General features: G+C 73.2%; 21 protein-coding genes. 14 read left to right on the forward strand and 7 right to left on the reverse strand.

Features of this window, described 5'->3' with window-relative positions:
* Window positions 1-166 precede the first annotated feature (166 nt).
* Together IE177_RS35530 and IE177_RS33200 are read right to left on the reverse strand one after the other, a co-directional pair.
* The gene (locus tag IE177_RS35530; RefSeq protein WP_190019192.1) at window positions 167-655 is read right to left on the reverse strand and encodes a hypothetical protein; all 489 of its coding nucleotides are present in this window, start codon (window positions 653-655) and stop codon (window positions 167-169) included.
* Entirely contained in the window at window positions 652-1,218 is a 567-nt protein-coding gene (locus tag IE177_RS33200) for an RNA polymerase sigma factor (protein WP_190019193.1), read from the reverse strand. Before IE177_RS33200 ends, IE177_RS35530 begins: the two co-directional genes overlap by 4 nt.
* 709 nt (window positions 1,219-1,927) lie before the next feature.
* Between IE177_RS33200 and IE177_RS33205 the strand changes: the two genes are divergently transcribed.
* Window positions 1,928-2,461 (forward strand): RNA polymerase sigma factor, encoded by a 534-nt coding sequence (locus IE177_RS33205; RefSeq protein WP_229816377.1) that lies wholly within the window; start codon window positions 1,928-1,930, stop codon window positions 2,459-2,461.
* On the opposite strand, the gene IE177_RS33210 is transcribed toward IE177_RS33205, so the two are convergent.
* Window positions 2,438-2,944, reverse strand: a complete 507-nt coding sequence (locus IE177_RS33210) for a hypothetical protein (protein WP_190019194.1) — start codon at window positions 2,942-2,944, stop codon at window positions 2,438-2,440. The genes IE177_RS33205 and IE177_RS33210 overlap by 24 nt on opposite strands.
* 412 nt (window positions 2,945-3,356) lie before the next feature.
* Here IE177_RS33210 and IE177_RS33215 point away from each other — a divergent pair, with 412 nt between their 5' ends.
* A complete protein-coding gene (locus IE177_RS33215) occupies window positions 3,357-3,908 on the forward strand; it encodes a 4'-phosphopantetheinyl transferase superfamily protein (RefSeq protein WP_190019195.1) in 552 nt (183 codons plus the stop codon).
* A 149-nt stretch (window positions 3,909-4,057) separates the two neighbouring features.
* A complete protein-coding gene (locus tag IE177_RS33220) occupies window positions 4,058-5,311 on the forward strand; it encodes a 3-deoxy-7-phosphoheptulonate synthase (RefSeq protein ID WP_190019196.1) in 1,254 nt (417 codons plus the stop codon).
* A 75-nt stretch (window positions 5,312-5,386) separates the two neighbouring features.
* Here IE177_RS33220 and IE177_RS33225 read toward each other — a convergent pair whose 3' ends face one another.
* On the reverse strand, window positions 5,387-7,663 hold the full coding sequence (locus tag IE177_RS33225; RefSeq protein WP_190019197.1) for an MMPL family transporter: 2,277 nt from the start codon (window positions 7,661-7,663) through the stop codon (window positions 5,387-5,389).
* Between the two features lie 170 nt (window positions 7,664-7,833).
* On the opposite strand from IE177_RS33225, the gene IE177_RS33230 reads away from it, so the two are divergent.
* Window positions 7,834-8,730: an alpha/beta fold hydrolase gene (locus tag IE177_RS33230; RefSeq protein ID WP_190019198.1), complete on the forward strand. Its 897-nt coding sequence runs from the start codon at window positions 7,834-7,836 to the stop codon at window positions 8,728-8,730.
* Window positions 8,731-8,910: 180 nt separating this feature from the next.
* Entirely contained in the window at window positions 8,911-9,600 is a 690-nt protein-coding gene (locus IE177_RS33235) for a GAF and ANTAR domain-containing protein (protein WP_190019199.1), read from the forward strand.
* 18 nt (window positions 9,601-9,618) lie between these two features.
* On the opposite strand, the gene meaB is transcribed toward IE177_RS33235, so the two are convergent.
* The 3 genes from meaB to IE177_RS33250 are packed head-to-tail and all read right to left on the reverse strand — an operon-like array spanning window position 9,619 to window position 14,642.
* Entirely contained in the window at window positions 9,619-10,644 is a 1,026-nt protein-coding gene (gene meaB, locus IE177_RS33240; protein WP_190019200.1) for a methylmalonyl Co-A mutase-associated GTPase MeaB, read from the reverse strand.
* A 6-nt stretch (window positions 10,645-10,650) separates the two neighbouring features.
* On the reverse strand, window positions 10,651-12,825 hold the full coding sequence (scpA, locus tag IE177_RS33245; RefSeq protein WP_190019201.1) for a methylmalonyl-CoA mutase: 2,175 nt from the start codon (window positions 12,823-12,825) through the stop codon (window positions 10,651-10,653).
* Window positions 12,825-14,642 carry a methylmalonyl-CoA mutase subunit beta gene (locus IE177_RS33250; protein WP_190019202.1) on the reverse strand — a complete coding sequence of 606 codons (1,818 nt, stop codon included), beginning with the start codon at window positions 14,640-14,642 and terminating at the stop codon, window positions 12,825-12,827. The genes scpA and IE177_RS33250 overlap by 1 nt, the downstream gene beginning before the upstream one ends.
* A 236-nt stretch (window positions 14,643-14,878) precedes the next feature.
* Between IE177_RS33250 and IE177_RS33255 the strand changes: the two genes are divergently transcribed.
* The 9 genes from IE177_RS33255 to IE177_RS33295 all read left to right on the forward strand — a co-directional run bounded on the left by IE177_RS33255 (window position 14,879) and on the right by IE177_RS33295 (window position 25,213).
* The gene (locus IE177_RS33255; protein WP_190019203.1) at window positions 14,879-15,268 is read left to right on the forward strand and encodes a cell division protein SepF; all 390 of its coding nucleotides are present in this window, start codon (window positions 14,879-14,881) and stop codon (window positions 15,266-15,268) included.
* Window positions 15,269-15,399: 131 nt separating this feature from the next.
* Complete coding sequence (locus tag IE177_RS33260) at window positions 15,400-16,596, forward strand: AAA family ATPase (protein WP_190019204.1); 1,197 nt, start codon at window positions 15,400-15,402, stop codon at window positions 16,594-16,596.
* A complete protein-coding gene (locus tag IE177_RS33265; protein WP_190019205.1) occupies window positions 16,593-16,967 on the forward strand; it encodes a nucleotide pyrophosphohydrolase in 375 nt (124 codons plus the stop codon). Before IE177_RS33260 ends, IE177_RS33265 begins: the two co-directional genes overlap by 4 nt.
* A gap of 213 nt (window positions 16,968-17,180) precedes the next feature.
* A complete protein-coding gene (locus IE177_RS33270; protein WP_190019206.1) occupies window positions 17,181-17,687 on the forward strand; it encodes a DUF6099 family protein in 507 nt (168 codons plus the stop codon).
* 33 nt (window positions 17,688-17,720) lie between these two features.
* A complete protein-coding gene (locus IE177_RS33275; protein ID WP_190019207.1) occupies window positions 17,721-18,644 on the forward strand; it encodes an LLM class F420-dependent oxidoreductase in 924 nt (307 codons plus the stop codon).
* Window positions 18,645-18,832: 188 nt separating this feature from the next.
* Window positions 18,833-19,777, forward strand: a complete 945-nt coding sequence (locus IE177_RS33280) for a hypothetical protein (protein ID WP_229816378.1) — start codon at window positions 18,833-18,835, stop codon at window positions 19,775-19,777.
* A gap of 63 nt (window positions 19,778-19,840) precedes the next feature.
* Window positions 19,841-21,310: a 3' terminal RNA ribose 2'-O-methyltransferase Hen1 gene (locus IE177_RS33285; protein ID WP_190019209.1), complete on the forward strand. Its 1,470-nt coding sequence runs from the start codon at window positions 19,841-19,843 to the stop codon at window positions 21,308-21,310.
* Complete coding sequence (locus IE177_RS33290; protein ID WP_190019210.1) at window positions 21,307-23,847, forward strand: polynucleotide kinase-phosphatase; 2,541 nt, start codon at window positions 21,307-21,309, stop codon at window positions 23,845-23,847. The genes IE177_RS33285 and IE177_RS33290 overlap by 4 nt, the downstream gene beginning before the upstream one ends.
* Window positions 23,848-23,989: 142 nt before the next feature.
* Window positions 23,990-25,213 (forward strand): arginine deiminase, encoded by a 1,224-nt coding sequence (locus IE177_RS33295; protein ID WP_190019211.1) that lies wholly within the window; start codon window positions 23,990-23,992, stop codon window positions 25,211-25,213.
* Window positions 25,214-25,241: the final 28 nt, after the last annotated feature.

Below are 25,241 nucleotides of genomic sequence, written 5' to 3' on the forward strand. Positions count from 1 at the left end.
ATGCACTCCACCGGGATCCGGACTTTTTCCGGAGTGGCGCCTTCCACCGTGCGGCCGTGTGCCGGTCGTGCGTGGTGCCGCCCCGCCCGTGCCGGGCACGGGTGGGGCGGCACCTGGCACGGTCCCGGGCGGCGGGGGCTCCGTCGGCACGGTCCCGTGCGGCGGCTCAGGCCGGCCGGCCCCCGGCGCGGATCACGGCGCGGCGGGCGGCCCGGTCCACCATCAGCAGGCCCCGGGCGCGCCCGAGGGGGCGCAGCGCCCGCTGCAGGGGGGCCGACCACGGCTGACGCAGCCCGCCCAGCACCGCGAACCGGGTCCCCGAACCCTCGGGCACGGCGGCCATGCCGCCGACCACGCAGCTGCTCTGCATCAGGCACCAGCCGGGGCGCAGCTGCACATCGAAGCGTGCGCTGTGGCCGAGCAGACCGTAGGCCCAGCCCAGTTGCCGGTCCCCGCCGAGCGGCCGGCAGCGGAACTCCCGCAGCGTCGGCACCAGATGCGGAAGTTCGCCCTCGAGGTCGCTCGCCACCGCCCACAGGTCGGTCATCGGCAGATCCACGTGGGCGTCCGCGTACATGACGGCGTTCAGCCCGGCGGCCATGACGCGCAGCCGGCGCACCGGGTCCAGTTCGGCCGTCGGCCAGTTGAGGTTCATCGCGCCCACGCCTTTCGGAAGCTGTGGCGGGCACGGTGCAGCCGTGACTTCAGCGTGCCGCAGGAGATGTTGAGGATGCCGCTCGCCGTACGCTCGTCCAGGCCCTCCAGTTCACGCAGGACCAGGACCGCGCGGTGCTCGGTGGACAGGCGGCGCAGCACGTCCCGTACGTCGACGGCGAGTTCGGGGCTGCACGGCCAGGCCACGTCGGCGAACTCGCACACGGGTGTCTCGCGCTCGGTCCGCCGGGCGACCCGCACCGCCTCGCGTACGGTGATGGTGCGCACCCACGCGTACAGGGCACGCGGGTCCTTGAGCCGGGGCAGGCCCTGGAAGACGGCGATCAGCGCCTCCTGGACGGCGTCGGCGCTGTTGCCCAGCGCGATCGGCCGGCACAGCCTGCTCACATAGGGGGTGAGCAGGCTCAGCAGGTCGTTGAGGGCCATGGCGTCACCGGCCTGCGCCGCCCGGACGAGTGGGGCCGCGGTGACCCATGGATCCTCCGGCGCGGCCCGCGGGGACGGCGGGCCCTGCTGCGGGGCGTCCGCTCGCACGGTTCTCATCTGTCGTTCTCCTCCCTGGTCGTCGACGCTCCAGCGGCACCAAGGCGGCGTCGGTGTGGGAGCTTCGAATGGGAAGGAGGGGACAGAACGGCCTGGTACTCCCGGTGCTTCTCGCTCTGGCCTGAATTCACAGGAACCGGGGAGGCGCGGGATCCGCCGGACGCCCGCGGGGGACGGCGACCGGACCCTCCCGCCCGCCGTCCGCGCCGGCGCGGCCGTGCGCGCCGCTGACCGGAACCACACCTCGGAGCGGAAGCCGGCCGCTCCCCTTCAATTGCCGGAAGGAACGGACTTTCCGCCTTTGGGTCTCAAGCCCCGCACCCGGCCGGATTCCGTGAATTCCCGTCCCCGGCACCGGGTCCCCGGCATCCCGATGCTTATGCGTTACCTGCCGGTTTCCAGGTGTGCCGAGTTCTTCAGCCTCCCCGAGGGCCGGTACCCGGTGCTAGGGTTGCCCGCGGTGTGCGTACGTATCTGATTCGCCATCAACGGGGGTGTCATTTCAGATGGTTCTGTGCTGCCCGAACGGGAGATCTGGAACCGGGGGACGGGGTGGGAAAGCGGGTGGTACCAGAACGGGTCAGAACGCGGCATCTCCGCGGGTGAACGCGCGGACCGCCGTATTCCCCTTTTGCCTCCGCGTCTCCTCCCGTTCTCTCGCCCACCCGTGTTCCGCCGAGGGCGCGGTGGAGCCGGAAGCGGGGGCGCGGTGACGGGGGAGGCCAGGACGGGCACGCTGCACGATCCGCGCCTGGTGGCCCGTCTGGTCGAGGGCGCGCAGCGCGGCGACGCGCTGGCGATGGACGAACTGCTGGGCATCCTCGCGCCCTACGTCGGCCGGATCTGCGGACCGGTCGCGCTGCAGGACGGCGCGGACGCGGCACAGGAGGCCCTGATCGCGGTGTTCAGCCGCATCCGTCAGCTCAAGGAACCCGCCGCCCTGTTCGGCTGGGTGCGGGCGATCGCGGTGCGTGAGGCGCTCAAGCTCGCGGGCCAGCGCCGACGGCAGCCGACGGTGCCCATGGAGTGGGAGGAACCCCCGGTCTCCGGCGACCTCCAGCTGGCCTCCGACATCGCCGACGCCCTGCACCGGCTCGCGCCCGAGCACCGGGCGGTGCTGATGCTCCGTCATGTGGAGGGGCTCAGCGAACAGGAGGTGTCGGCCTTGCTGGAGATACCCGTGGGGACCGTCAGATCCCGGCTCTTCCGGGCCCGGCGGTCATTCCGGTCGGCCTGGGGCTGACCGCGCCGCCACCCGCTCCCCGAGCCGGTCCAGCATGTCCTCGGCCCGCCGCGCGGACCACGGGCCGCGCAGCCGGTCGAGCAGGGCGCCACCTGGCAGCCGCAGACTGGTGAAGAAGGCGAACCGGCAGCCGTCCGCGTCCGCGGTGGCGGCCATGCCGCTGGTCAGGACCTGGCCCTGCATGAGGCACCAGCCGGGACGCAGCACGACCTCGAACCGCTCCCGGAAGCCGACGGCGCCGACCGCCTCGCCCGACAGCCGCTCACCCGAGGAACCGGTGATCGTGAACGACCGCAGACCGCTCACGATCAACGGGAGTTCGTTCTCCAGATCGGAGACGACGGACCACAGCCGCTCCAGGGGCACGTCGAACCGCCGCTCGGAGAACGACGCGTGCTGCCCCGAGCCGGACGCGATGACCTTCAGACGGCGCACCGTGTCCAGCTCGGCCACCGGCCATCCGCTGCTTCCCGAACCGATCATCCCCGTCCCTCCCTCTGCGCCGCGTGGAGGGCGCGCCGGCCCTCCGCATGGTCAAACCACGGCAAAGCCGGGAGTGCATCGGCGCCATGCCGCCTCTTTGTGTCCGAGAGGTCAGGATACCGGTAGCCCCTCCATCCCAGGGAAGGGTTCGAGCGGAGGTGGGGGCGCAGTCGTTCTGGCCGCTTCGCCGCGTGATCCGGCGGAATACGGCGCATCGGGCGGGCAATTACCCGGTGCCGCCGTAATTCGCCACGCCGTCCATTGCCTGACCCATCAGCCAGGAACAGGAATAGACCTCGTGCATTCGAGTGGGACGCTCCGCATTCTTCCACGTTTTTTCGCCGACGCCGGACCGCGTATTCCGGGGGTCGGCTTCGCCGTGGCCTCCAGCCACGAGGGACCGCCGGTCGCCGTGACCGACGAAGAACGGCAGCTGGCCCGGACGATGCCGCAACCGCGCCGCGGCGACTTCCTCATCGGACGCAGCGCCCTGCACCGGGCCGCGCGCGCGGCCGGACTGAGCACCGGCCCCGTGCTGTGCGACGGACCCCGGCCCCGGCTCCCCGGAGGCATCGCGGCGTCGATCAGCCACTCCCGCGGCATCGCGGTCGCCGTAGCCGGACCCGCCGACCGGTACCCGGCCCTCGGCGTCGACCTTGAACTCACCGAACTCCCGCTCCGCGCCGCCCATCTGGTGCTGGGCGAGCCCGAACGCCCGCTGCTCGGACCGGCCCGGACCGCGGCCCGGCGACTGCTCACCCTCTACTCGGCCAAGGAAGCCGCCTTCAAGGCCCTCAGCCCGCTCACCGGGCCCGCCCTGCGCGGCCTGCGGGACCTGCGGCTCACCCCGGACGGCGCCGGATACCTCGCCCGGGCCGCCGGGCACCCCGAGCGGAGCGCGCGCGTGAGCGTACGGGAGCTGCCCCAGGGCGGGGCGCTGTGCTGGGCGCTCGCGCACCCCTGAGCCCGGCCCGCCCCGGACGGCAGACCGTGGGCCGGGTCCGCCACGGCACGCGTGTGCCACGACTCCACGGACCCGGCCCGGGACCGGCCGCCCCCGAACTCTTCCGCCCCGCCCACTTCCCTCACCCCGTCGACGGAGGCAGATGCCCCATGTCCTCGCCCACCGTGCTCCTCCCGCCCCGGCCACCGTCCTGGACGCCGTCCGACTGGCGGCACCGCACGGCCGGTCAGCAACCCGACTGGCCCGACACCGCGCTGCTGCGCCGCGTCCGCTCACGGCTGGCCGGCGCGGCGCCGCTCGTGCGGCCGCACGAGATCCTCGCCCTGCGCCGCTCGCTCGCCGCCGCCGCGCACGGTGAGGCCTTCGTGCTGCAACTCGGCGACTGCGCCGAGACGTTCGACACCCCCACCTTCTCCGGCGTCGCGGCCCGGGTCGGCCAGCTGCACGGCACCGCCCGCACGATCGGCGCCGCCCTGGGCCGCCCCGTGATCCCGGTGGGCCGGCTGGCGGGCCAGTACGCCAAGCCCCGGTCCTCCCCGACCGAGCGGGTGGGCGAGCTGGTCCTGCCCTCGTTCCGCGGGCACCTGGTCAACGACCCGGCACCGCTCCCCCACGCCCGCGTACCCGACGCCATGCGGCTGCTGCGGGGACACGCGCACGCGCACGAGGTGCTCGGGTTGCTGCGGGAGCTGGCCGAGTCGGGCATGCCGCTGCCCGGCGCCCCCGAGGGCGGGTCACCCGCCGTGTGGACCAGCCACGAGGCGCTCGTGCTCGACTACGAGGAGCCCCAGGTGCGGCGGGACCCGGAGACGGGCACCGTGTGCCTGACCTCCACCCATCTGCCCTGGATCGGCGCGCGCACCGGTGATCCCGGCGGGGCGCACGTGCGGTTCCTGTCCGGTGTCGTCAACCCCGTGGGCGTGAAGGTCGGTCCGGGCACCGAGCTGGGGGACCTGGCCGCGCTGTGCGCCCGGCTCGACCCGGACCGGGAACCGGGACGCCTGGTGCTGATCTCCCGGATGGGCGCGCAGCGGGTGCGCGAGGCACTGCCCCCACTGGTGGCGGAGGTCGCCCGGCTCGGTCACCCGGCCGTCTGGCTGTGCGACCCGGTGCACGGCAACACCTACGTCACCGCCGGCGGCCACAAGACCCGGGACGTGGCGACCGTGGCCACCGAGATCCGCGGCTTCTTCGCGGCCGTCCGCTCGGTGGGCGTCCGCCCCGGCGGCCTGCACCTGGAGGCCACCCCGGACGAGGTCACCGAGTGCGTCGGCAGCGCCGCCGGCATCACCGAGCACGATCTGCCCCGGCGCTACGAGACCGCCTGCGACCCGCGCCTCAACGGCACGCAGACCGCGCAGATCGCCGCGCTGGCCGCCCGGTTGTGCGCGGCCGGGGCCTGACCGGACGCCGACCCGCCGATGCCGCCGGACCCGGAGGTCCGGCGGCATCGGCATGCCGTGTCCAGTCGCCGTCCGTCAGCCGCCGGACGCGATGGTCTCCCGCTCGGCCGGCCGCTCCGCCCGCTCGGCCGCCGCGCCGCCGTCGGCCGCGGCCCGCTCGGCGACCCCGGCCGGCAGCCGGCTCAGCCACCCCGGCAGGTACCAGTTGGCGTCGCCGAGGAGCTTCATGGTGGCCGGCAGCAGCACGATCCGGATGAACGTCGCGTCGACCAGCACGGCCGTGGCCATGCCCACGCCCGACTCCTTCATGGACAGCTGCGGCAGCATGCCGAACACCCCGGCGACCGCGACCATCACCACGGCCGCGCCGGTGACCACGCTCGCCGTGCCCCGGATGCCCTGCTCGATGGCGCGATCCGTGGACAGGCCCCGGTCGTGGCCCTCGCGGATCCGGCTGACGACGAACACGTGGTAGTCCATCGACAGGCCGAACAGGAAGACGAACATGAACAGCGGTACCCACGAGGCGATCCCGCCCGTGCTGGTGAAGCCCAGCAGGCCCTCGCCCCAGCCGCGCTGGAAGACCAGCACCACGATGCCGTAGGCGGCGCCGACCGACAGCGTGTTGAGCACCAGGGTGAAGGCGGCCACCACCAGCGAGCGGAAGGAGACCAGCATCACCGCGAAGGTGAACACGAGCACGAAGCCCGCCACCCAGGGTGCCCTGTCCGACAGGTTCGCGTTGGTGTCGACCGATGCCGCGGTGGTGCCGCCGACGGCGACGTCCGCCCCCGCGATCGCGCCGAAGGTCTTCGGTACGACCTGGGTGCGCAGCGTGCGCAGTGCCCGTACCGACGTGTCGTCGGTGCCCGTGCCGGCCAGGCCGACCGTGGCCACGGCCACCTTGCCGTCGTCCGACACCCGGAAGGTCACCGGGCCGCTCAGCTGCGGTGACGCCGCTTCGACGGCCTTCGTGAAGTTCCGCAGCGCGGCGTCGCCCGCCGCCCCGCCCAGGCCGTCGGCCCGGACCACGACCTTCGCCGGGGTCGACGAGCCGGGGAAGGCCCGCTGGATGTGCTCGTACGTCCGCAGCACCGGAAGGCTCCTGGCCGGCAGGTCGCTCACCCCCGGGTCGGACGTGTGCAGCGAGAAGGCGGGCGCGACGAGGGCGAGCAGAGCGCCGCCGCACAGCACCAGCGACACCGCCGGCCGGCGCAGTACGGCGCCGAGCACCGCACCCCAGAAGCCGCGCCGCCCGGCGCCGGCGGCGTCCTCCGCGTGCGCCGTGCGCATCCGGGGCAGCAGCGGCACCCGGCCCTTGTCGATCCGGCGGCCGAGCAGCGACAGCAGCGCGGGCAGCACCGTCACCGAGCCGAGGACCGCGACCGCCACCACGATGATGGTCGCCGTGGCCATGCCGTAGAAGATGCCGTTGCCGGAGAGGAAGAGCCCGGCCAGGGAGACCATGACCGTCAGGCCCGAGACGATGACCGACCGGCCGGACGTGGCGGCCGCCGCGCTCACCGCCGCCTCCGTGCTGTTGCCCCGCGCCCGCTCCTCACGCACCCGGCGGATGTAGAACAGCGAGTAGTCGACACCGACGGCGATGCCGATGAGCGACATGACGGAGCTGCCGTTCTGGTCGACGTGCACCAGGTGGCTGCTCAGGGTGAGCAGCCCGCCCGCGGCGACGACCGCGGTGAGGGCCAGCACCACGGGCAGCAGGGCGGCCACCAGCGCGCCGAACGCCACCAGCAGGATGCCGAGGGTCACCGGGAAGGAGATGGTCTCGGCGCCGGTGTAGTCGCTGTGGAGCTTCTCCTCGTACTTGTGCGCGAAGGACGCCTCGCCGAACTGCTCGACCGTGACACCGGGACTCGCCTCGGCCGACCGTGCCACGGCATCGAGGACCGGCTGCACCTCCTCCTTCGCCGTCACGGCGTCGCCCGCCATGTCGAACTGCACCAGCGCGCTGTGCCGGTCCGCCGAGACCGCCGCGGCACCGGCCGGGTCCAGCGGCGACACCACGTCGCGCACCTTGCCGGTGCCCTTGATCCGCCCGACCACCCCGGTGACGGCCGCGCGGAACCGGGGCGAGCCGACGGTCTCCCGGTCGCTGTGGACGAACACGACCTCGTGCGCGGGCAGGCTCAGCCCGGCGTCGTCCAGGATCCGTTCCGCGTGCCGGGCCGCGCCGTTGGTGAGCTCGGCGGGGGTGGGTTCTTGCTGGGTGACCATGCCGCCGGCCACCGTGGCCACGACGACGAACGCCAGCCAGAGCAGCACCGCCGCCCATCTGTGCGTGGCGCTCCAGCGCCCGGCGGCCTGAGCGAGGCCTCGCCTGTTTGTCACGCTCTTCTCCTCCGTTGAGGGCCAGTCGGCTGCATCGAGCCGCGCTGGGACAGGAGGAGCCGGGACACGCAAACGTTCCGCACCTCTTGCGCGGGGACCGGACGGAACCTTTCAGGCGTCCGGCACCTCCTGACAGGCCGACTGCCATTCCCGACCCCCCAGGAGCCCTCGTGAAGACCGTCGAGCACAGCACACCGCCGATGCCGGAAATGGAGGGCGTCCGCCACCACTACGTCAGCGTGCGCGGCGTCCGCCTGCACGTCGCGGAGGCCGGTGCGGGAGAACCCGTCGTCCTGCTGCACGGCTTCCCCCAGCACTGGTACGGCTGGCGGCGGCTGATCCCGCTGCTGTCCGGCCACTACCGGCTGCTGTGCGTGGACCAGCGCGGCTTCGGCTGGTCCGACACGCCCGGCCGCGGCTACGACACCGACACCAGGGTGGCCGACGTGCTCGGACTGCTCGACGGGCTGGGCCTGGACCGGGTCCGGCTCATCGGGCACGACTGGGGCGCCTGGACCGGCTTCCACGTGTGCCTGCGGGCCCCGGAGCGGATCCGCCAGTACCTGGCGCTGAACATGATGCATCCCTGGCCGCTGCACCGGCGGCTGATGCCGCAGTCCTGGCGGTTCTGGTACACCGCGCTGCTCGAACAGCCGCTGCTGGGCCGCTGGATGCTGCGCAACCGGCCCGGTTTCACGCGCTACCTGATGCGCAAGGGCGTGGCCGACCGGTCGGTGTGGACACCGGACGCCATGGACGAGTTCGTGCGCTCCAGCAGGGAGCCCGGCCGGGCACGGGCCGGCGAGGCGCTGCACCGCGCCTTCGCCCTGCGGGACATCGCCAGGCTGCTCCTCGGCCGGTACCGCAAGTCCCGGCTGACCACGCCCACCGTGGTCCTGGCCGGCGAGCGGGACTTCATGCTGCCGCCCGGCGTCATCACGGACGCCGGCCGCCACGCCGACGACCTGCGCGTCGAGGTGGTCCCCGGCTGCGGCCACTACCTCCACGAGGAGAACCCCGGCCTGGTGGCCGAGGCGGCCCTGGCCCTCTTCTCCGGCCGCCCCTGACGCAGCCGCCCGGCGCCGCCCCCGCCCGGCGGCGCCGCAGGCGCCCGCTGGGCTCCGGGGCCCTCACCCCGACGGACCAGCGCCCGGAACGATCACGTCCCACCGCACGGCCGGGACCGCGCGGGGATGCGATGGTGGGAAGTGGGCAGGCGCTTCGGTGGGCAGCGGCGGAGGAGACCGATGGACTGGCGGATGTTCGCCGAACAGATGGCGACCCTGGCACGCGACCTGCTGGCACAGCAGACGGTGACCAGCACCCTGGAGCGGATCACCGCCTCGGCGATCGATCTCGTCCCCGGCTGCGACGGGGCCGGCATCCTCATCCTGCGCGACAACGGGGTGCAGTCCCTCGCCCCGACCGACCAGCGCGTGATCGACAGCGACCGGCTGCAGGAGCGCCTGCGGGAAGGCCCCTGCTACGACGTCGCCCGCCGGGACGAAGCGGAGCGGGTGTTCCGGGTCACCGACTTCCGGGAGCGTCACCCGCGCTGGCCCGACTACGTCTCGCGCGCCCGTGAGCTGGGCATCGGCAGCATGATGGGCTTCCTGCTCTTCACCGAGGACGAGGACCTCGGCGCCCTCGACCTGTACTCCCGCACCCCGGGCGCCTTCACCGACGCGGGCGAGACGGCGGGCTGGCTCCTCGCCTCGCACGCCGCGGTCGCCTTCTCCAGCGCCCGCACGCACGCCCAGCTGGAGCAGGCCGTCGCCACCCGGCACCTCATCGGCGAGGCCATGGGCATCCTCATGGGCAGTCACGACCTCACCGAGGACCAGGCCTTCGACGTGCTGCGCCGCTACTCCCAGGACAACAACGTCAAGCTCCGGGAGGTGGCCCGGCGGATCTGCGAGCGCGGCGGGCTGAACTGAGGTTCCGGCGCGGGCCCGTCAGGGCTCCGTCCGCGGGCCGGCCCGCCCCGGCGCCCGGTCCGGCCGTCCCCCGAAAGCCCGCAGGATGCCCTCCGCCGCCAGGGTCGCCGTCAACGTGCCCTCCCTGACCTGCCGCTCGAGCGCGGGAGCGGCCTCGCGCACGGCCGGGTCCGCGTGCAGCCGGCCCAGCAGCTCGTCGCGGACCATCGACCAGGTCCAGTCGACCTGCTGGTCACGCCGCTTGGCGGTGAGCCGGCCGGTGGAGTCCAGCAGCGTGCGGTGCTGCTCCAGCCGCTCCCACACGGTGTCCAGGCCGGTCGACTCGCGGGCGCTGCAGCTCAGCACCGGCGGCGTCCAGAAGGCGTCCTTGCCGTGCATCAGCCGCAGCGCGCCCGCCAACTCCCGTGCCGCCGCCCGCGCGTCCCGCTCGTGCGGGCCGTCGGCCTTGTTGACGGCGATCACGTCGGCCAGTTCCAGCACGCCCTTCTTGATGCCCTGGAGCTGGTCGCCGGTGCGGGCCAGGGTGAGCAGCAGGAACGAGTCGACCATGTCGGCGACCGCCGTCTCCGACTGCCCGACGCCGACGGTCTCGACCAGGATCACGTCGTACCCGGCGGCCTCCATCACCACCATCGACTCCCGGGTGGCCTTCGCGACCCCGCCCAGCGTGCCGGCGCTCGGGGAGGGCCGCACGAACGCGTCCGGGTCGACCGCGAGGCGCTCCATCCGGGTCTTGTCGCCCAGGATGGAGCCGCCGGTGCGGGTGGAGGACGGGTCCACGGCGAGGACGGCCACCCGGTGTCCCAGCGAGGTCAGCAGCGTCCCGAACGCGTCGATGAACGTCGACTTGCCGACGCCCGGCACGCCGCTGATGCCGATCCGCCGCGCCCGGCCGCTGTGCGGGAGCAGCTCGGTGAGCAACTCCTGCGCCAGCGCCCGGTGCTGCGGGCGGGTGGACTCGACCAGCGTGATGGCACGGGCCACCAGCGCCCGCCTGCCGTCGAGCACACCCTTCACATACGTGTCGAGATCGATCGCTGCCATACGCGGCTACAGCTCGTGGCCGAGGTCGGCCGACAGCCGCCGCACCAGGTCGTACGCCGCGTCCGGGATCACCGTCCCGGGCGGGAACACGGCCGCGGCGCCCATCTCCAGCAGCGTCGGCACGTCCTGCGGCGGGATCACGCCGCCGACCACGATCATGATGTCCTCGCGGCCCTCCTCGGCGAGCTTCTCCTTCAGCGCCGGTACGAGCGTGAGGTGACCGGCGGCCAGCGAGGACACCCCGACCACGTGCACGTCCGCCTCGACCGCCTGCCGGGCGACCTCCTCCGGCGTCTGGAACAGCGGGCCGACGTCGACGTCGAAGCCCAGGTCGGCGAAGGCCGTGGCGATCACCTTCTGGCCGCGGTCGTGGCCGTCCTGGCCCATCTTGGCGACCAGGATGCGCGGGCGGCGCCCCTCGGCCTCGTCGAAGGCGTCCACCAGGGCGCGGGTGCGGTCCACGGACGGGGACCGGCCGGCTTCGTTGCGGTACACACCGGAGATCGTACGGATCTGGCTCGCGTGCCGGCCGTACACCTTCTCCAGGGCGTCCGAGATCTCGCCGACGGTGGCCTTGGCGCGGGCCGCGCGCACCGCCAGCTCCAGCAGGTTGCCGTCGCCGTCGGCGGCCCGGGTGAGCGCGTCCAGCGCGTCCCGGCAGGCCTGCTCGTCCCGCTCCGCGCGCAGCCGCCGCAGCTTCTCGATCTGCTGGGCGCGCACGGAGGAGTTGTCGACCTTCAGGACCTCGATCTGCTCGTCGCTGTCCACCCGGTACTTGTTGACTCCGATCACCGGCTGGCGACCGGAGTCGATGCGGGCCTGCGTGCGGGCCGCGGCCTCCTCCACGCGCAGCTTGGGGATGCCGGCGTCGATGGCCTGCGCCATGCCGCCCGCCTGCTCGACCTCCTGGATGTGCGCCCAGGCCTTGCGGGCGAGGTCGTACGTCAGCCGCTCCACGTACGCGCTGCCGCCCCACGGGTCGATGACCCGGGTGGTGCCCGACTCCTGCTGGATGAGCAGCTGGGTGTTGCGGGCGATGCGCGCCGAGAAGTCGGTGGGCAGCGCGAGGGCCTCGTCGAGCGCGTTGGTGTGCAGCGACTGGGTGTGGCCCTGGGTCGCCGCCATCGCCTCCACGCACGTCCGCGTGACGTTGTTGAACACGTCCTGCGCCGTCAGCGACCAGCCCGAGGTCTGCGAATGGGTGCGCAGCGACAGCGACTTGCTGTTCTGCGGCTCGAACTGCGAGACCAGCTTGGCCCACAGCAGGCGCGCCGCCCTGAGCTTGGCGATCTCCATGAAGAAGTTCATGCCGATCGCCCAGAAGAACGACAGCCGCGGCGCGAACGCGTCCACGTCCAGGCCGGCCTGACGGCCCGCGCGGATGTACTCCACACCGTCCGCGAGGGTGTACGCCAGCTCCAGGTCGGCCGTCGCGCCCGCCTCCTGGATGTGGTATCCGGAGATGGAGATGGAGTTGTAGCGCGGCATCCGCTGCGAGGTGTACGCGAAGATGTCGGAGATGATCCGCATCGACGGTTTCGGCGGATAGATGTAGGTGTTGCGGACCATGAACTCCTTCAGAATGTCGTTCTGAATGGTCCCGGCCAGCTTCTCGGGCGGTACGCCCTGCTCCTCCGCCGCCACGATGTACAGCGCCAGCACCGGCAGCACGGCGCCGTTCATCGTCATCGACACGCTCATGCGGTCCAGCGGGATGCCGTCGAACAGCTGCCGCATGTCGAGGATCGAGTCGATGGCCACGCCCGCCATGCCGACGTCACCGGTCACCCGCGGGTGGTCGCTGTCGTAACCCCGGTGCGTGGGCAGGTCGAAGGCGACCGACAGGCCCTTCTGGCCGGCCGCCAGGTTGCGCCGGTAGAACGCGTTGGACTCCTCGGCGGTGGAGAAGCCGGCGTACTGGCGGATCGTCCAGGGCTGGTTGACGTACATCGTCGGGTACGGGCCGCGCAGGTACGGCGCGATGCCCGGGTAGGTGCCCAGGAAGTCCAGGCCCTCCAGGTCACGGCCGGTGTACAGCGGCTTGACCCCGATGCCCTCCGGGGTCTCCCACAGCGGTTCCTCGCTGCCGGTGGCCCGCTTGACGGCCGTGCGCCACTCCTCGGCGCTGCCGTCGGCGGCCGGCGTCCCCAGCTCGATGCCGGAGAAGTCGGGGATTCCCATCAGGACACTCCCATGCGGTCGAGGGTCGCGGACAGCACGTCGATGGCGTCGCAGCCCGCGAAGACGTACGAGTCGACTCCCGGGTACCCGGCCGGGCGGCCCGCCAGGAACACGTGCCGGGCTCCGGCCGCGCGCAGCGCCCCGGCGGCCTGCTCGGCCTGCTCGGCGTACAGGGCGTCGCTGGAGCACAGCACGGCCTCGGTCGCGCCGCTCTCCTCGAAGCCGCCCTCGGTGACCGGCTCGACGCCGCCCGCCTGGAAGAGGTTCGCGGCGAAGGTCGAGCGCGCGGTGTACGCGGCGGGGGAGCCGAGGGTCGCGAGGTAGACGCGCGGGCGGGCTCCGGTCGCCGCGAGGTGGGCGTCGGAGCGGGCGCGCAGCTCCTCGTACGCCTCGTCGCGGCGTACCCGGGGCAGACCGCCGGACGGCGGCTCGGGCGCGGGCTCACGCTGCACCGGCTTCTCGGAGAGCAGCGGGAACTCGCTGACGCCGGTGACCGGTTCGCGCCGCTTGGCCAGCCGCTTGGAGCGTTCGGCCCAGGTCGTCGCGAGGTCCGTACGGATCCGGCCGGAGCGCAGCACGGCCGCCTGGCCACCGTCCCGCTCGATCGACCGGAAGAACTCCCAGGCGGCGTGGGCGAGTTCGTCGGTCAGCCGCTCGACGTACCAGGAACCGCCCGCCGGGTCGACGACCCGGGCCAGGTGCGACTCCTCGATGAGGATCGTGGAGGTGTTGCGGGCGATGCGGCGGGCGAACGCGTCGGGCAGGCCGAGCGCGTGGTCGAACGGCAGCACGGTCACCGAGTCGGCGCCGCCGACCCCGGCGGCCAGCGTCGCGACCGTCGTGCGGAGCATGTTCACCCACGGGTCGCGGCGGCTCATCATCACCGGCGAGGTCACCGCGTGCTGCACCTGCGCGCCGGCGCCCGGCGCCCCGGACACCTCGGCGACGCGCGCCCACAGGCGGCGCGCCGCGCGCAGCTTGGCGACGGTCAGGAACTGGTCGGCGGTGGCCGCGTAGCGGAACTCCAGCTGCCCAAGGGCCGCGTCGAGGGGCAGTCCGGCCCCGGTCAGCTCCCGCAGGTAGGCCACGCCGGTGGCGAGGGAGGCGCCCAGCTCCTGCGCGGCCGAGCCGCCGGCCTCGTGGTACGGCAGCGCGTCCACGGTCAGCGCCCGCAGCCCCGGGTGGTCCTGGGCGCAGCGCGCGGCCAGCGCGGCGAACGGCGCGCGGTCCATTGCCGTGCCGGTGCGGGCCTCGTACCCGAGCGGGTCGGCGCCCAGGTTGCCGCGCACCGCCTTCGGGTCGACGCCCTTGTCCTGGTACAGCCGCAGCAGCGCCTCGGCGGCCGCCTCGGTGTCGCGGCCCGCGTCCAGGACGACCGGCGCCAGGTCGAGGTAGACGCCGTCGAGCGCGCGGCCCAGCTCGCCCACCGGGATGCCGCCCTCGCCGAGGACCAGCCACAGCGAGGAGACGCCGTTCTCCAGGTCGGCCAGCACGCCGTCCGCCGTGCCGCCGGCGAGCGCCGCGTGGCGCTGCCGTACGTCCCAGCCGCCCGCGATGTTGCCCTCGGGCCGGCCGCCGCGCAGGTACGGGGCGAAGCCCGGCAGGCCGGGGTCGGGCGCGGCGTCGCGCGCGGTGTAGAGGGGGCGGGTGCGCAGCCCGTCCTCCAGCGTCGTGGACAGGGCTTCCTCAGCTGCCGCGCCCGAGACTTCCTTGCCCGACTTGCGCAGCACACCCTCGACGAGGCGTTGCCACTGCTCGTGTGTCGCGTCAGGGAACTCGGCGGCCAGCGGGAGCCCGTCGTCAGGCAGGACCGTCATGCTCGGATGCTAGGGCAGGGCGCTCAAGCGGGTGCAGCGTGGGCCTTGTGACGTTTCCCTCCTTGTGGCTGTGAGCTGCACCTCTCCCGATCCGGGCGGCCCGTTTTCACACGGTTCGTTCGGCGTGGGCGTCACCGTACCGGTCGCGCACCGTGTCGCTGTTGGGCCGAACGGGTGACTTGGCGTAAGAATTGGCTGGTGCAGGCATTGAATGCGAGTCAGGTCAGGGGGAGCCGGTGAGCCGTTACGACGTCACCGATGAACAGTGGGAAGGGCTCGCCCAGGTCGTGCCACTGCGGGGCCGGGACGCCTGGCCGTCCGCGGTGGACCACCGCTCGCTGCCCGACGCCGAGACCGAGACCCGGCGCCGCTTCGTCGTCCTGCGGGTCAACGTCTTCGCGGACGCCCGGGAGGTCGCCGAGACGCTGATGGCCGGAGCGCCGGTCCTGCTCGACCTGTCCGGCGCGGAGGGCGACGTCGCCAAGCGCGTCCTCGACTTCAGCACGGGCGTCGTCTTCGGCCTGGGCAGCGGAATGCACCGCGTCGACCGGAACGTCTTCCTGCTCACCCCGCCCGGCACGGAGGTCAGCGGGCTGATGCAGGGCGCGGGGATCTCGGGAGGCTGAGGCCCGGCGGACGGCGCCGCCCGCGCCGCCGGCGTTGTTCATACCGGCGTCCGCCCGGCCCGTCCCCCGATCGTGGGAAGCCCGGGGAGGCTGAACGGTTCACCGCCCCGGCGGCGGCCTACGGTCCCGGTATGGCCGTGCCCTCCGTGTCCGCCGGGCGTCCGGCGCCCGCCGCGCCCGCCGCGTCCGTCCCTGTACCCTCCCGCGGGCTCCCCGACGTACGCGCCCGGCTCACCGGGATGCGGCTGTCGGCCTTCGCCGGGCACCGGCGGGCCGGGTTCCCGGTGGGGGCCGTGACCCTGCTCGCGGGGCGCAGCGGCACCGGGAAGACGACGGCGCTGGCGGCGCTCGAGGCGCTCGCGCGGCTCGGGGGCGGCGCGCCGCTCCAGGAGGCGTTCCCCGACCCGGTCACCTGCGTGCCTGAGCGGGCCCGCCCGGACGCCGACGGGCGGCGGGGCTTCCGGATCGGGTGCACGGCCGACGGCGCCGGGGGACCGGTCCGGCTCGACGTCGCCGTCCAGGCCGAGCCGACGCTGCGGATCGTGGGGGAGCGCCTGACCGCGGGCGGGGTCGTCCTGCTGGAGACCGCCCTGCGCGAGCCGAGGCGCCGGTGCGTGGAGGCCGCCTGGCACACCGCGGACTCCGCCCCGGCGACCCGCGCCCCGTTCCCCGACGACCGCCTCGGCACCGCCCTGCTGCCGCTGCGGGTGGCGGGCAGGACGGACGGGCAGCGCCATGTGCTGTCGGCGGCCGAGCAGATGGTCGTCGCCCTGCGTTCCGTCTTCCCCTGCGACCCCCGCCCGGACGGCATGCGCACCCCCGTCCCCACGGGTTCCGGCCGGCTGCTGCGCGGCTGCGACAACCTCGCCGACGTCCTGTGGCGCACCCGCGCGGAGTGCGCCCGGCGGCACGGCCTGCTGGTCGAGGCGCTGCGCGCGGGCTGCGCCGGCCCGGTGGCCGACCTGATCGCCGAGCCCCTGGCCGACGGCACGGTGCGGGCGCTGCTCGACCGCGGCGACGGACCCCGCACCGAACTCGCCCGGCTCGGTGACGGCGAACTGCGGTATCTCGCGCTGACCCTGGTCCTGCTGACCGGGCCCGGGGTCCTCGACCTGGACGCCCCGGGCGAGGTGCCCGACGCCCTGCGCAGCCTCACCGTCCTCGCCGACGGCTTCGACCGCGCCCTCGACCCGCTCCAGCGCCGGCAACTGCTGGACACGGCCGCCCGCATGGGGGAGCGCGGGCACATCCGCTGCGTGGCGGCGGTCAGCGACGCCTCGTGGGCCACCGGGGCCGAGGGCGTCACGGTGGTACACCTGGAACCGTGACGGAACCCCTCGACCTGGCCCGGCTCCAGCGCCGACTGGCGCGCTTCGCGGCCGCGCGGAACTGGCAGCCCTACCACACGCCCAAGAACCTCGCCGCCGCCCTTTCGGTGGAGGCCTCCGAACTGGTCGAGATCTTCCAGTGGCTGACTCCCGAGGAGTCCGCCCGTGTGATGGAGGACCCCGGACGCGCGCACCGGGTCAGGGACGAGGTCGCCGACGTGCTCGCCTATCTCCTGCAGTTCTGCGAGGCCCTCGGCATCGACCCGCTGACCGCCCTGGACGCCAAGATCGACCGCAACGAACGGCGCTTCCCGCTGCCGGGCCCGGGGGACGGCACGCCCGGGGACGACACCCCCGGGGAGGACGCGTGACGTGCCGCCGCACCGGCGCCCGTCACCCGCAGGGGGCGGACTGCCTGATTCCGCTATTACTCTCCGCAGTCAACTCCTGTGTCGAATCCGAATTGTTGTCCACTAATTTCCGTCTTCCTCTGGCTTTTTGTCTCACTCGCCCTCACTCTGGGTAATGAACAGGGGAGTTCACGCGGACGTGCGGGCGAGCACGCGGACGGACGGGGGCACGGTATGGACGCGGTACGGCTCATCGGCGCCGGCAGGCGCGCTCTGGCCGAGGGTGCCGACACGGCCGAGATGATGGCGGAGGTCTGGCAGGCGCAGGCCCTGGCCCAGGCGATCGGCAGCCGCCTCGCGGTCTCCGGCCCGCCCGAGCTGCGCGGCGAGGCGCTGGGTCTGACCGAGCTGGCCGGCCGGGGCTGCGGAGTCCTGGACCCGCCCGCCCTCGACCCCAAGGACCTGCGCGCCGCCCAGCTCACCGAACTGGACGACGCCCGCGAGACCCTGCTCTGCCTCGGCGGCCTGCTCGGCGAGGTCGGCATGGCCCTGGTCGGCATGGCCAGCGCCGCGGCCGACGAGACCACCTACTGGCAGTGCATGGAAGCCATCGACGCGGCCGACGAGTCCCGCGACCGCGTCCTGGAGATGCTGCGCAAGCTGGCGGCGCGTGAGGAGGCGGCGCGCCAGGAGGTCTTACCCGGGAGCGGGAACGAGAGCAGCCCCTCCGGCGCCCTGTGAGGCGAGGGCCCGCCCTGCGTGCAGGATGGGTGCATGGACCTTCGAATCTTCACCGAGCCCCAGCAGGGGGCCACCTACGACACCCTGCTCACCGTGGCGAAGGCCACCGAGGACCTCGGCTTCGACGCCTTCTTCCGCTCGGACCACTATCTGCGCATGGGCGGCGCCGACGGGCTCCCCGGCCCCACCGACGCCTGGATCACGCTGGCCGGCCTGGCCCGCGAGACCAGGCGGATCCGCCTGGGCACCCTGATGACGGCCGGCACCTTCCGCCTGCCGGGCGTGCTCGCCATCCAGGTCGCACAGGTCGACCGGATGTCCGGCGGCCGGGTCGAGCTGGGCCTCGGCGCGGGCTGGTTCGAGGAGGAGCACAAGGCGTACGGCATCCCGTTCCCGAAGGAGAGGTTCGCGCGGCTGGAGGAGCAGCTCGCCATCATCACCGGACTGTGGGCGACCGAGGTGGGCAAGACCTTCGACTTCCACGGCGCGTACTACGACCTCACCGACTCGCCGGCCCTGCCCAAGCCGGCCCAGCGCAAGGTCCCGGTGCTCATCGGCGGCCACGGCAAGACCCGCACTCCCCGGCTCGCGGCCCAGTACGGCGACGAGTTCAACATCCCCTTCGCCTCGATCGAGGACAGCGCGCGGCAGTTCGGCCGGGTGCGCGCCGCCGCCGAGGAGGCCGGCCGGGACGCGGACGACCTGACGTACTCCAACGCCCTCGTGGTCTGCGTCGGCAGGGACGACCGGGAGGTGGCCCGCCGTGCCGCCGCGATCGGCCGTGAGGCCGACGAGGTGAAGACCAACGGCCTCGCCGGATCGCCGGCCGAAGTGGTCGACAAGATCGGCCGGTACGCCGAGATCGGCTCCCGGCGGATCTACCTCCAGATCCTGGACCTCGACGACCTCGACCACCTGGAGCTGATCTCCGCCCAGGTCCAGTCGCAACTGCCGTGACGTGCACGGGTCGTACGGCTCCCGGCCGGTACGACCCGGGCCGCGACGCCCCCCGCCCGGGCCGCCCGCGGCGGGGAGCCCGGCGACAGGCCACGACTGTGATGACCCTGTGACCTCCTGGTGCCGGAATTGTGGGCTCCATCACAGCGCGCGTGATCAAGCCCTGGTCGGATGACCCGGTGCGTAAAATGCTCCCTCTTGCCCTCACCGGCCTGCTGGCCCTGTCGGCGTGCCAGTTGGCCGACGACGACGACCCCGCCGACAAGGCGCATCGTCTCAACTCCATGAAGTCGTTCCCGCTGCACGACTACATCCCGGACCCGTCGTCCGACGGCGCGAAGGCCATCCTCAAGGCGCAGTGGATCCTCACCAAGCCGTGCATGGTGAAGCTGGGCTTCCCCGGCTTCGCGACGCTCGACGTCAAGGCCGTGGAGTCGACGTACCCGGTACGGCAGGGAGCCCTCGCGGGCGGCGGACGGTCCGGTGAGGACGACTTCTACGGGGTCGACGACCCGGAGCGGGCGGCCGAACACGGCTACCACGACCGCCACGACGAGGACACCGGGGAAGCCGGCACCTCCCAGCCACAGGAGTACCCCGCCGCCCAGTACGCCGCCCTCACCGGTTCCTTCAGCCCCGGCGACAGCCACTCCGCGCACGGACACGCCATCCCGGAGGGCGGTTGCATGGGGGAGGCGATGCGCAAGATCTACGGCCCCGCGCCCAAGGCGACGAAGGTCAACGGCGTCAAGCTCAGCGGGTACTACTCCCTCGCCTTCCAGCTGTGGTACGAGTCCCACAAGGAGGCGCGCAAGGAGCACGCCTGGAAGAAGGCCGACCGCGAGTGGTCGTCCTGCATGAAGGAGAAGGGCTTCCGCTACCCGAACCCGGACGAGGCGTCCACGGACACCGACTGGCTCCGGACCGGGAAGCCGTCGGCCAAGGAGAAGAAGACGGCGGCCGCCGACGCGCGGTGCAAGCTCGACACCGGCTACATCGACACCGTCCACGGCATCGACTCCCGCGTCCAGAAGGCCTCCATCGCCCAGCACAAGAAGGCCCTCGACGATCTGCAGGCGGCCTACGACCGGTCCGTCGGCAAGGCCCGCAAGATCATCGCCGACGCCTCGTGAGTGAGCGGGACACCGCCCGAAAACCGGTGGTCAACGGGGGCTGACACCGGGAGACTCGGACATGTGTTCCTGACGATCTCCACCAGCGGCGACGCCGCCCGCCCGGCCACCGACCTCGGGTACCTGCTGCACAAGCACCCTGCCAAGGCGCAGCGGTTCTCCACGTCCTACGGCACCGCCCACGTCTTCTACCCGGAGGCGGACGACCGGCGCTGCACGGCCGCGCTGCTGCTGGAGACCGACACCGCGGCACTGGTCCGGCGGGCCAAGGGCAAGGGCCGCGGCGGCGCGCCCGACGCGGCGCTCGCGCAGTACGTCAACGACCGCCCCTACGCGGCCTCCTCACTCCTGGCGGTCGCCCTGAGCAACGTGTTCTCCAGCGCCCTGCGCGGGGTGTGCACCGCCCGCCCGGAGCGGGCCGCCGCACCCCTGCCCCTGCGCGTCGAGGTGCCGGCCCTGCCCGCCCGCGGCGGACCGGACCTCGTACGGCGGCTGTTCGCGCCGCTCGGCTGGACCGTGACGGCCGAACCGGTGCCGCTGGACACCGAGTTCCCCGAGTGGGGCGACTCGCGCTACGTCCGTCTCGTCCTGGAGGCCGGGACGCTGACCCTGGCCGAGGCGCTGCGCCACCTCTACGTCCTGTTGCCGGTGCTGGACGACGCCAAGCACTACTGGGTCAGCGCCGACGAGGTCGACAAGCTGCTGCGGGCCGGCGAGGGCTGGCTGCCCGGCCACCCGGAACAGAAGCTGATCACCAGCCGGTACCTGTCCCGCCGCTGGTCGCTGACCCGGCAGGCGATGGAACGGCTGGAGCTGGTGCGGCTGGCCGAGACGGACGACACCGAGGTCGGGGAGATCGACAACGCGGTCCCCGAGGACACCGGGAACGAGGCGGAGGAGAAGCCCGCGCCGCTCGCCGTGCAGCGGCGGGAGGCGATCCTCTCCGCCCTGCGCGAGTCGGGCGCCGCACGCGTGCTGGACCTCGGCTGCGGCCAGGGCCAGCTGGTGCAGGAGCTGCTCAGGGACGCGCGCTTCACCGAGATCACCGGCGTCGACGTCTCCGTGCGGGCCCTCACCATCGCCGCACGCCGGCTGAAGCTGGACCGCATGGGGGAGCGGCAGGCGTCCCGGGTCACGCTCGTCCAGGGCTCGCTCGCCTACACCGACAAGCGTCTCAAGGGCTACGACGCCGCCGTGCTCAGCGAGGTGATCGAGCACCTCGACCTGCCCCGGCTGCCCGCCCTGGAGTACGCCGTGTTCGGGCACGCGCGCCCGCGCACGGTCCTCGTGACCACCCCGAACGTCGAGTACAACGTGCGCTGGGAGACCCTGCCCGCCGGCCACGTCCGGCACGGCGACCACCGCTTCGAGTGGACGCGGGCGCAGTTCCAGACCTGGGCGCGGACGGTGGCCGAACGGCACGGCTACGACGTGGAGTTCACCGCCGTCGGACCGGACGACACGGAGGTCGGCCCGCCCACCCAGATGGCGGTGTTCGTGATCAGGACCGAGAAGGAGGCGAAGGCGGCATGACCGAGACACGCAAGGGGCGCGTCCTGCCCGTCACCGACCTCTGCCTCGTCGTCCTCGTCGGCGCCTCCGGCTCCGGCAAGTCCACCTTCGCCCGCAGGCACTTCAAGCCCACCGAGGTGATCTCCTCCGACTTCTGCCGCGGCCTCGTCGCCGACGACGAGAACGACCAGAGCGCCTCCCGGGACGCCTTCGACGTGCTCCACTACATCGCCGGCAAGCGGCTCGCCGCCGGCCGGCGCACGGTCGTCGACGCCACCAGCGTGCAGCAGGACAGCCGCCGGCAACTCGTCGAGCTGGCCAGGAAGTACGACGTGCTGCCCGTCGCCATCGTGCTGGACGTGCCCGAGGAGGTGTGCGCCGAACGCAACGCCGCCCGCACCGACCGCGCCGACATGCCCCGCCGGGTGATCCAGCGGCACGTCCGCGAACTGCGCCGCTCGATCCGGCACCTGGAACGCGAGGGCTTCCGCAAGGTGCACGTGCTGCGCGGAGCCGAAGAGGCCGGGAACGCCACCGTCGTCACCGAGAAACGGTTCAACGACCTGACCCACCTCACCGGCCCCTTCGACATCATCGGCGACGTCCACGGCTGCTCCGCCGAACTCGAGTCCCTGCTCACCGGGCTGGGCTACGCCGACGGCGCGCACCCCGACGGCCGTACCGCCGTGTTCGTCGGCGACCTGGTCGACCGCGGCCCGGACAGCCCCGGCGTGCTGCGCCGCGTGATGTCGATGGTGAAGTCGGGCAACGCCCTGTGCGTCCCCGGCAACCACGAGAACAAGTACGGCCGCCACCTCAAGGGCCGCAAGGTCCAGCACACGCACGGGCTCGCCGAGACCGTCGAGCAGATGGCGGGCGAGAGCGAGGAGTTCCACGCCGAGGTCCGGGAGTTCATCGACGGCCTGGTCAGCCACTACGTGCTCGACGGCGGCCGGCTCGTGGTCTGCCACGCCGGCCTGCCCGAGAAGTACCACGGCCGCACCTCCGGCCGCGTGCGCTCGCACGCCCTGTACGGCGACACCACCGGCGAGACGGACGAGTTCGGGCTGCCGGTGCGCTACCCGTGGGCCGAGGACTACCGGGGCCGGGCGGCGGTCGTCTACGGCCACACGCCCGTGCCGGAGGCCACCTGGCTCAACAACACCATCTGCCTGGACACCGGAGCCGTCTTCGGCGGCAAGCTGACCGCGCTGCGCTGGCCGGAGCGCGAACTGGTCGACGTACCGGCCGAGCGGGTCTGGTACGAGCCGGCGAGGCCGCTGCGCTCACAGGCGCCCGGAGGGCGCGACGGCCGGCCGCTGGACCTGGCGGACGTGCACGGGCGCAGGGCTGTGGAGACCCGGCACGCGGGCCGGGTCGCGGTCCGCGAGGAGAACGCGGCGGCGGCCCTGGAGGTCATGAGCCGTTTCGCGATCGACCCGCGCCTGCTGCCGTACCTGCCGCCGACCATGGCGCCGACGGCGACCTCGGCGGTGGAGGGATACCTGGAGCACCCGGCCGAGGCCTTCGCGCAGTACGCGGCGGACGGGGTGGAGCGCGTCGTGTGCGAGGAGAAGCACATGGGCTCGCGTGCGGTCGCGCTGGTGTGCCGGGACGCGGAGGCGGCACGCGGGCGGTTCGGCGCCGAGGGCCCCACCGGGTCCCTCTACACCCGTACCGGGCGGCCGTTCCTCGACGACGAGAAGGCGACGGAGGAGATCCTCGGCCGGCTGCGCGCGGCGATCACGGACGCCGGTCTGTGGGACGAACTCGAAACGGACTGGCTGCTGCTGGACGCCGAGCTGATGCCCTGGTCGCTGAAGGCCTCGGGCCTGCTGCGCACCCAGTACGCGGCCGTGGGCGCCGCCTCCGGGGCCGCGTTCCCGGCCGCCCTCGCCGCCCTGGAGGCAGCCGCGGCACGCGGAACCGACGTGGAGGCGCTGCTCACCCGCCAGCAGGAACGCGCCGCCGACGCCGCCGCGTTCACGGCGGCCTACCGCCGCTACTGCTGGAGCACCGAGGGCCTGGAGGGGGTCCGGCTGGCCCCCTTCCAGATCCTGGCCGTCCAGGGCCGCAGCCTGGCCGGACTGCCGCACGACGGGCAACTGGCCCTGATCGACCGCATGGTGGAGCACGACGGCTCCGGCCTGCTGCAGACCACCCGGCGGCTGTACGTCGACACCGGCGACCCGGAGTCGGTGCGCGCCGGCGTCGACTGGTGGCTGGAGATGACCGGCCGGGGCGGCGAGGGCATGGTCGTCAAGCCCGTCGGCGCGCTCGTCCGCGACCAGGACGGGCGGCTGGTGCAGCCCGGCGTCAAGTGCCGGGGCCGCGAGTACCTGCGGATCGTCTACGGTCCCGAGTACACCCGGCCGGACAACCTCGCCCGGCTGCGCCAGCGCTTCCTCGGCCACAAGCGGTCCCTCGCCCTGCGCGAGTACGCCCTCGGCCTGGAGGCCCTGGACCGGCTCGCCGACGGGGAGCCGCTGTGGCGGGTGCACGAGGCCGTCTTCGGGGTGCTGGCACTGGAGTCCGAGCCGGTGGACCCGCGCCTGTAGGCCCGGGGGCGCCGGCGGACCGCGCCCCCGGGAGCGCGTCCGCCGGCGCCCCGCGGCCGCGTGGCCGGGGAGATCGGAACAACACGGGAGCGAAAAGGGCGGAAGGCGGGTGAAGCCGGGGCCCGGTGGTCAGGATGGAGACATGGGATTCCATGTCGACTCCGAGGCCGGGCGGCTCCGCCGCGTCATCCTGCACCGGCCTGACCTCGAGCTCAAAAGGCTCACCCCCAGCAACAAGGACGCCCTTCTCTTCGACGACGTGCTCTGGGTGCGCCGGGCGCGCGCCGAGCACGACGGGTTCGCCGACGTCCTGCGTGACCGCGGGGTCACCGTCCACCTCTTCGGCGAGCTGCTCACCGAGACCCTGGAGATCCCCGAGGCGAGATCCCTCGTCCTGGACCGGGTCTTCGACGAGAAGGAGTACGGCCCCCTCGCCACCGGCCACCTGCGCGCCGCCTTCGACCGGATGACCCCGGGCGAGCTGGCCGAGGCCCTGGTCGGCGGGATGACCAAGCGGGAGTTCCTGGACGCGTACGCGGAACCGGCCTCCGTGCGCTTCCACGTCATGGACCTGGACGACTTCCTCCTGCGCCCGCTGCCCAACCATCTCTTCACCCGCGACACCTCGGCCTGGATATACGACGGAGTCTCCATCAACGCCATGCGCTGGCCCGCCCGGCAGCGGGAGACCGTCCACTTCGAGGCGATCTACCGGCACCACCCGCTCTTCTGCGCGGAGACGTTCCACGTCTGGTCCCGCGGTCAGGCCGACTACCCCTCCACCATCGAGGGCGGCGACGTCCTGGTGATCGGCAACGGCGCCGTGCTGATCGGCATGAGCGAGCGCACCACCCCGCAGGCCGTCGAGATGCTCGCGCACAAGCTGTTCGCGGCGGGCTCGGCACGCACCATCGTCGCGCTCGACATGCCCAAGCGGCGGGCCTTCATGCACCTCGACACGGTGATGACCATGGTCGACGGCGACACCTTCACCCAGTACGCCGGCCTCGGCATGCTGCGCTCGTACACCATCGAGCCGGGCGTCGGCGAGCGGGAGCTGAAGGTCACCGACCACCCGCCGGAGCACATGCACCGCGCCATCGCCGCCGCCCTCGGCCTCGGCGAGATCCGGGTGCTCACCGCCACCCAGGACGTGCACGCCGCCGAGCGCGAGCAGTGGGACGACGGCTGCAACGTCCTCGCCGTCGAGCCCGGGGTGGTCGTCGCCTACGAGCGGAACGCGACCACCAACACCCACCTGCGCAAGGAGGGCATCGAGGTGATCGAGATCCCGGGCAGCGAGCTGGGGCGTGGCCGGGGCGGACCCCGCTGCATGAGCTGTCCGGTCGAGCGCGAGGCGGTGTGACCGAGCGGACGCCCAGGGCCCGTATATA

It is taken from the genome of Streptomyces lucensis JCM 4490, from assembly GCF_014650035.1.
GTDB lineage: Bacteria > Actinomycetota > Actinomycetes > Streptomycetales > Streptomycetaceae > Streptomyces > Streptomyces lucensis.

What these genes read in the sequence shown, in the direction of transcription:
- IE177_RS33260 (WP_190019204.1), top strand. Translation starts at nt 15,400, where the DNA reads ATGGCCGTGCCCTCCGTGTCCGCCGGGCGTCCGGCGCCCGCCGCGCCC.
- IE177_RS35530 (WP_190019192.1), bottom strand. Translation starts at nt 655, where the DNA reads ATGAACCTCAACTGGCCGACGGCCGAACTGGACCCGGTGCGCCGGCTG.
- IE177_RS33200 (WP_190019193.1), bottom strand. Translation starts at nt 1,218, where the DNA reads ATGAGAACCGTGCGAGCGGACGCCCCGCAGCAGGGCCCGCCGTCCCCG.
- IE177_RS33250 (WP_190019202.1), bottom strand. Translation starts at nt 14,642, where the DNA reads ATGACGGTCCTGCCTGACGACGGGCTCCCGCTGGCCGCCGAGTTCCCT.
- IE177_RS33270 (WP_190019206.1), top strand. Translation starts at nt 17,181, where the DNA reads ATGGACGCGGTACGGCTCATCGGCGCCGGCAGGCGCGCTCTGGCCGAG.
- IE177_RS33220 (WP_190019196.1), top strand. Translation starts at nt 4,058, where the DNA reads ATGTCCTCGCCCACCGTGCTCCTCCCGCCCCGGCCACCGTCCTGGACG.
- IE177_RS33290 (WP_190019210.1), top strand. Translation starts at nt 21,307, where the DNA reads ATGACCGAGACACGCAAGGGGCGCGTCCTGCCCGTCACCGACCTCTGC.
- IE177_RS33295 (WP_190019211.1), top strand. Translation starts at nt 23,990, where the DNA reads ATGGGATTCCATGTCGACTCCGAGGCCGGGCGGCTCCGCCGCGTCATC.
- scpA (WP_190019201.1), bottom strand. Translation starts at nt 12,825, where the DNA reads ATGGGAATCCCCGACTTCTCCGGCATCGAGCTGGGGACGCCGGCCGCC.
- IE177_RS33275 (WP_190019207.1), top strand. Translation starts at nt 17,721, where the DNA reads ATGGACCTTCGAATCTTCACCGAGCCCCAGCAGGGGGCCACCTACGAC.
- IE177_RS33210 (WP_190019194.1), bottom strand. Translation starts at nt 2,944, where the DNA reads ATGATCGGTTCGGGAAGCAGCGGATGGCCGGTGGCCGAGCTGGACACG.
- IE177_RS33280 (WP_229816378.1), top strand. Translation starts at nt 18,833, where the DNA reads ATGCTCCCTCTTGCCCTCACCGGCCTGCTGGCCCTGTCGGCGTGCCAG.
- meaB (WP_190019200.1), bottom strand. Translation starts at nt 10,644, where the DNA reads ATGGCAGCGATCGATCTCGACACGTATGTGAAGGGTGTGCTCGACGGC.
- IE177_RS33235 (WP_190019199.1), top strand. Translation starts at nt 8,911, where the DNA reads ATGGACTGGCGGATGTTCGCCGAACAGATGGCGACCCTGGCACGCGAC.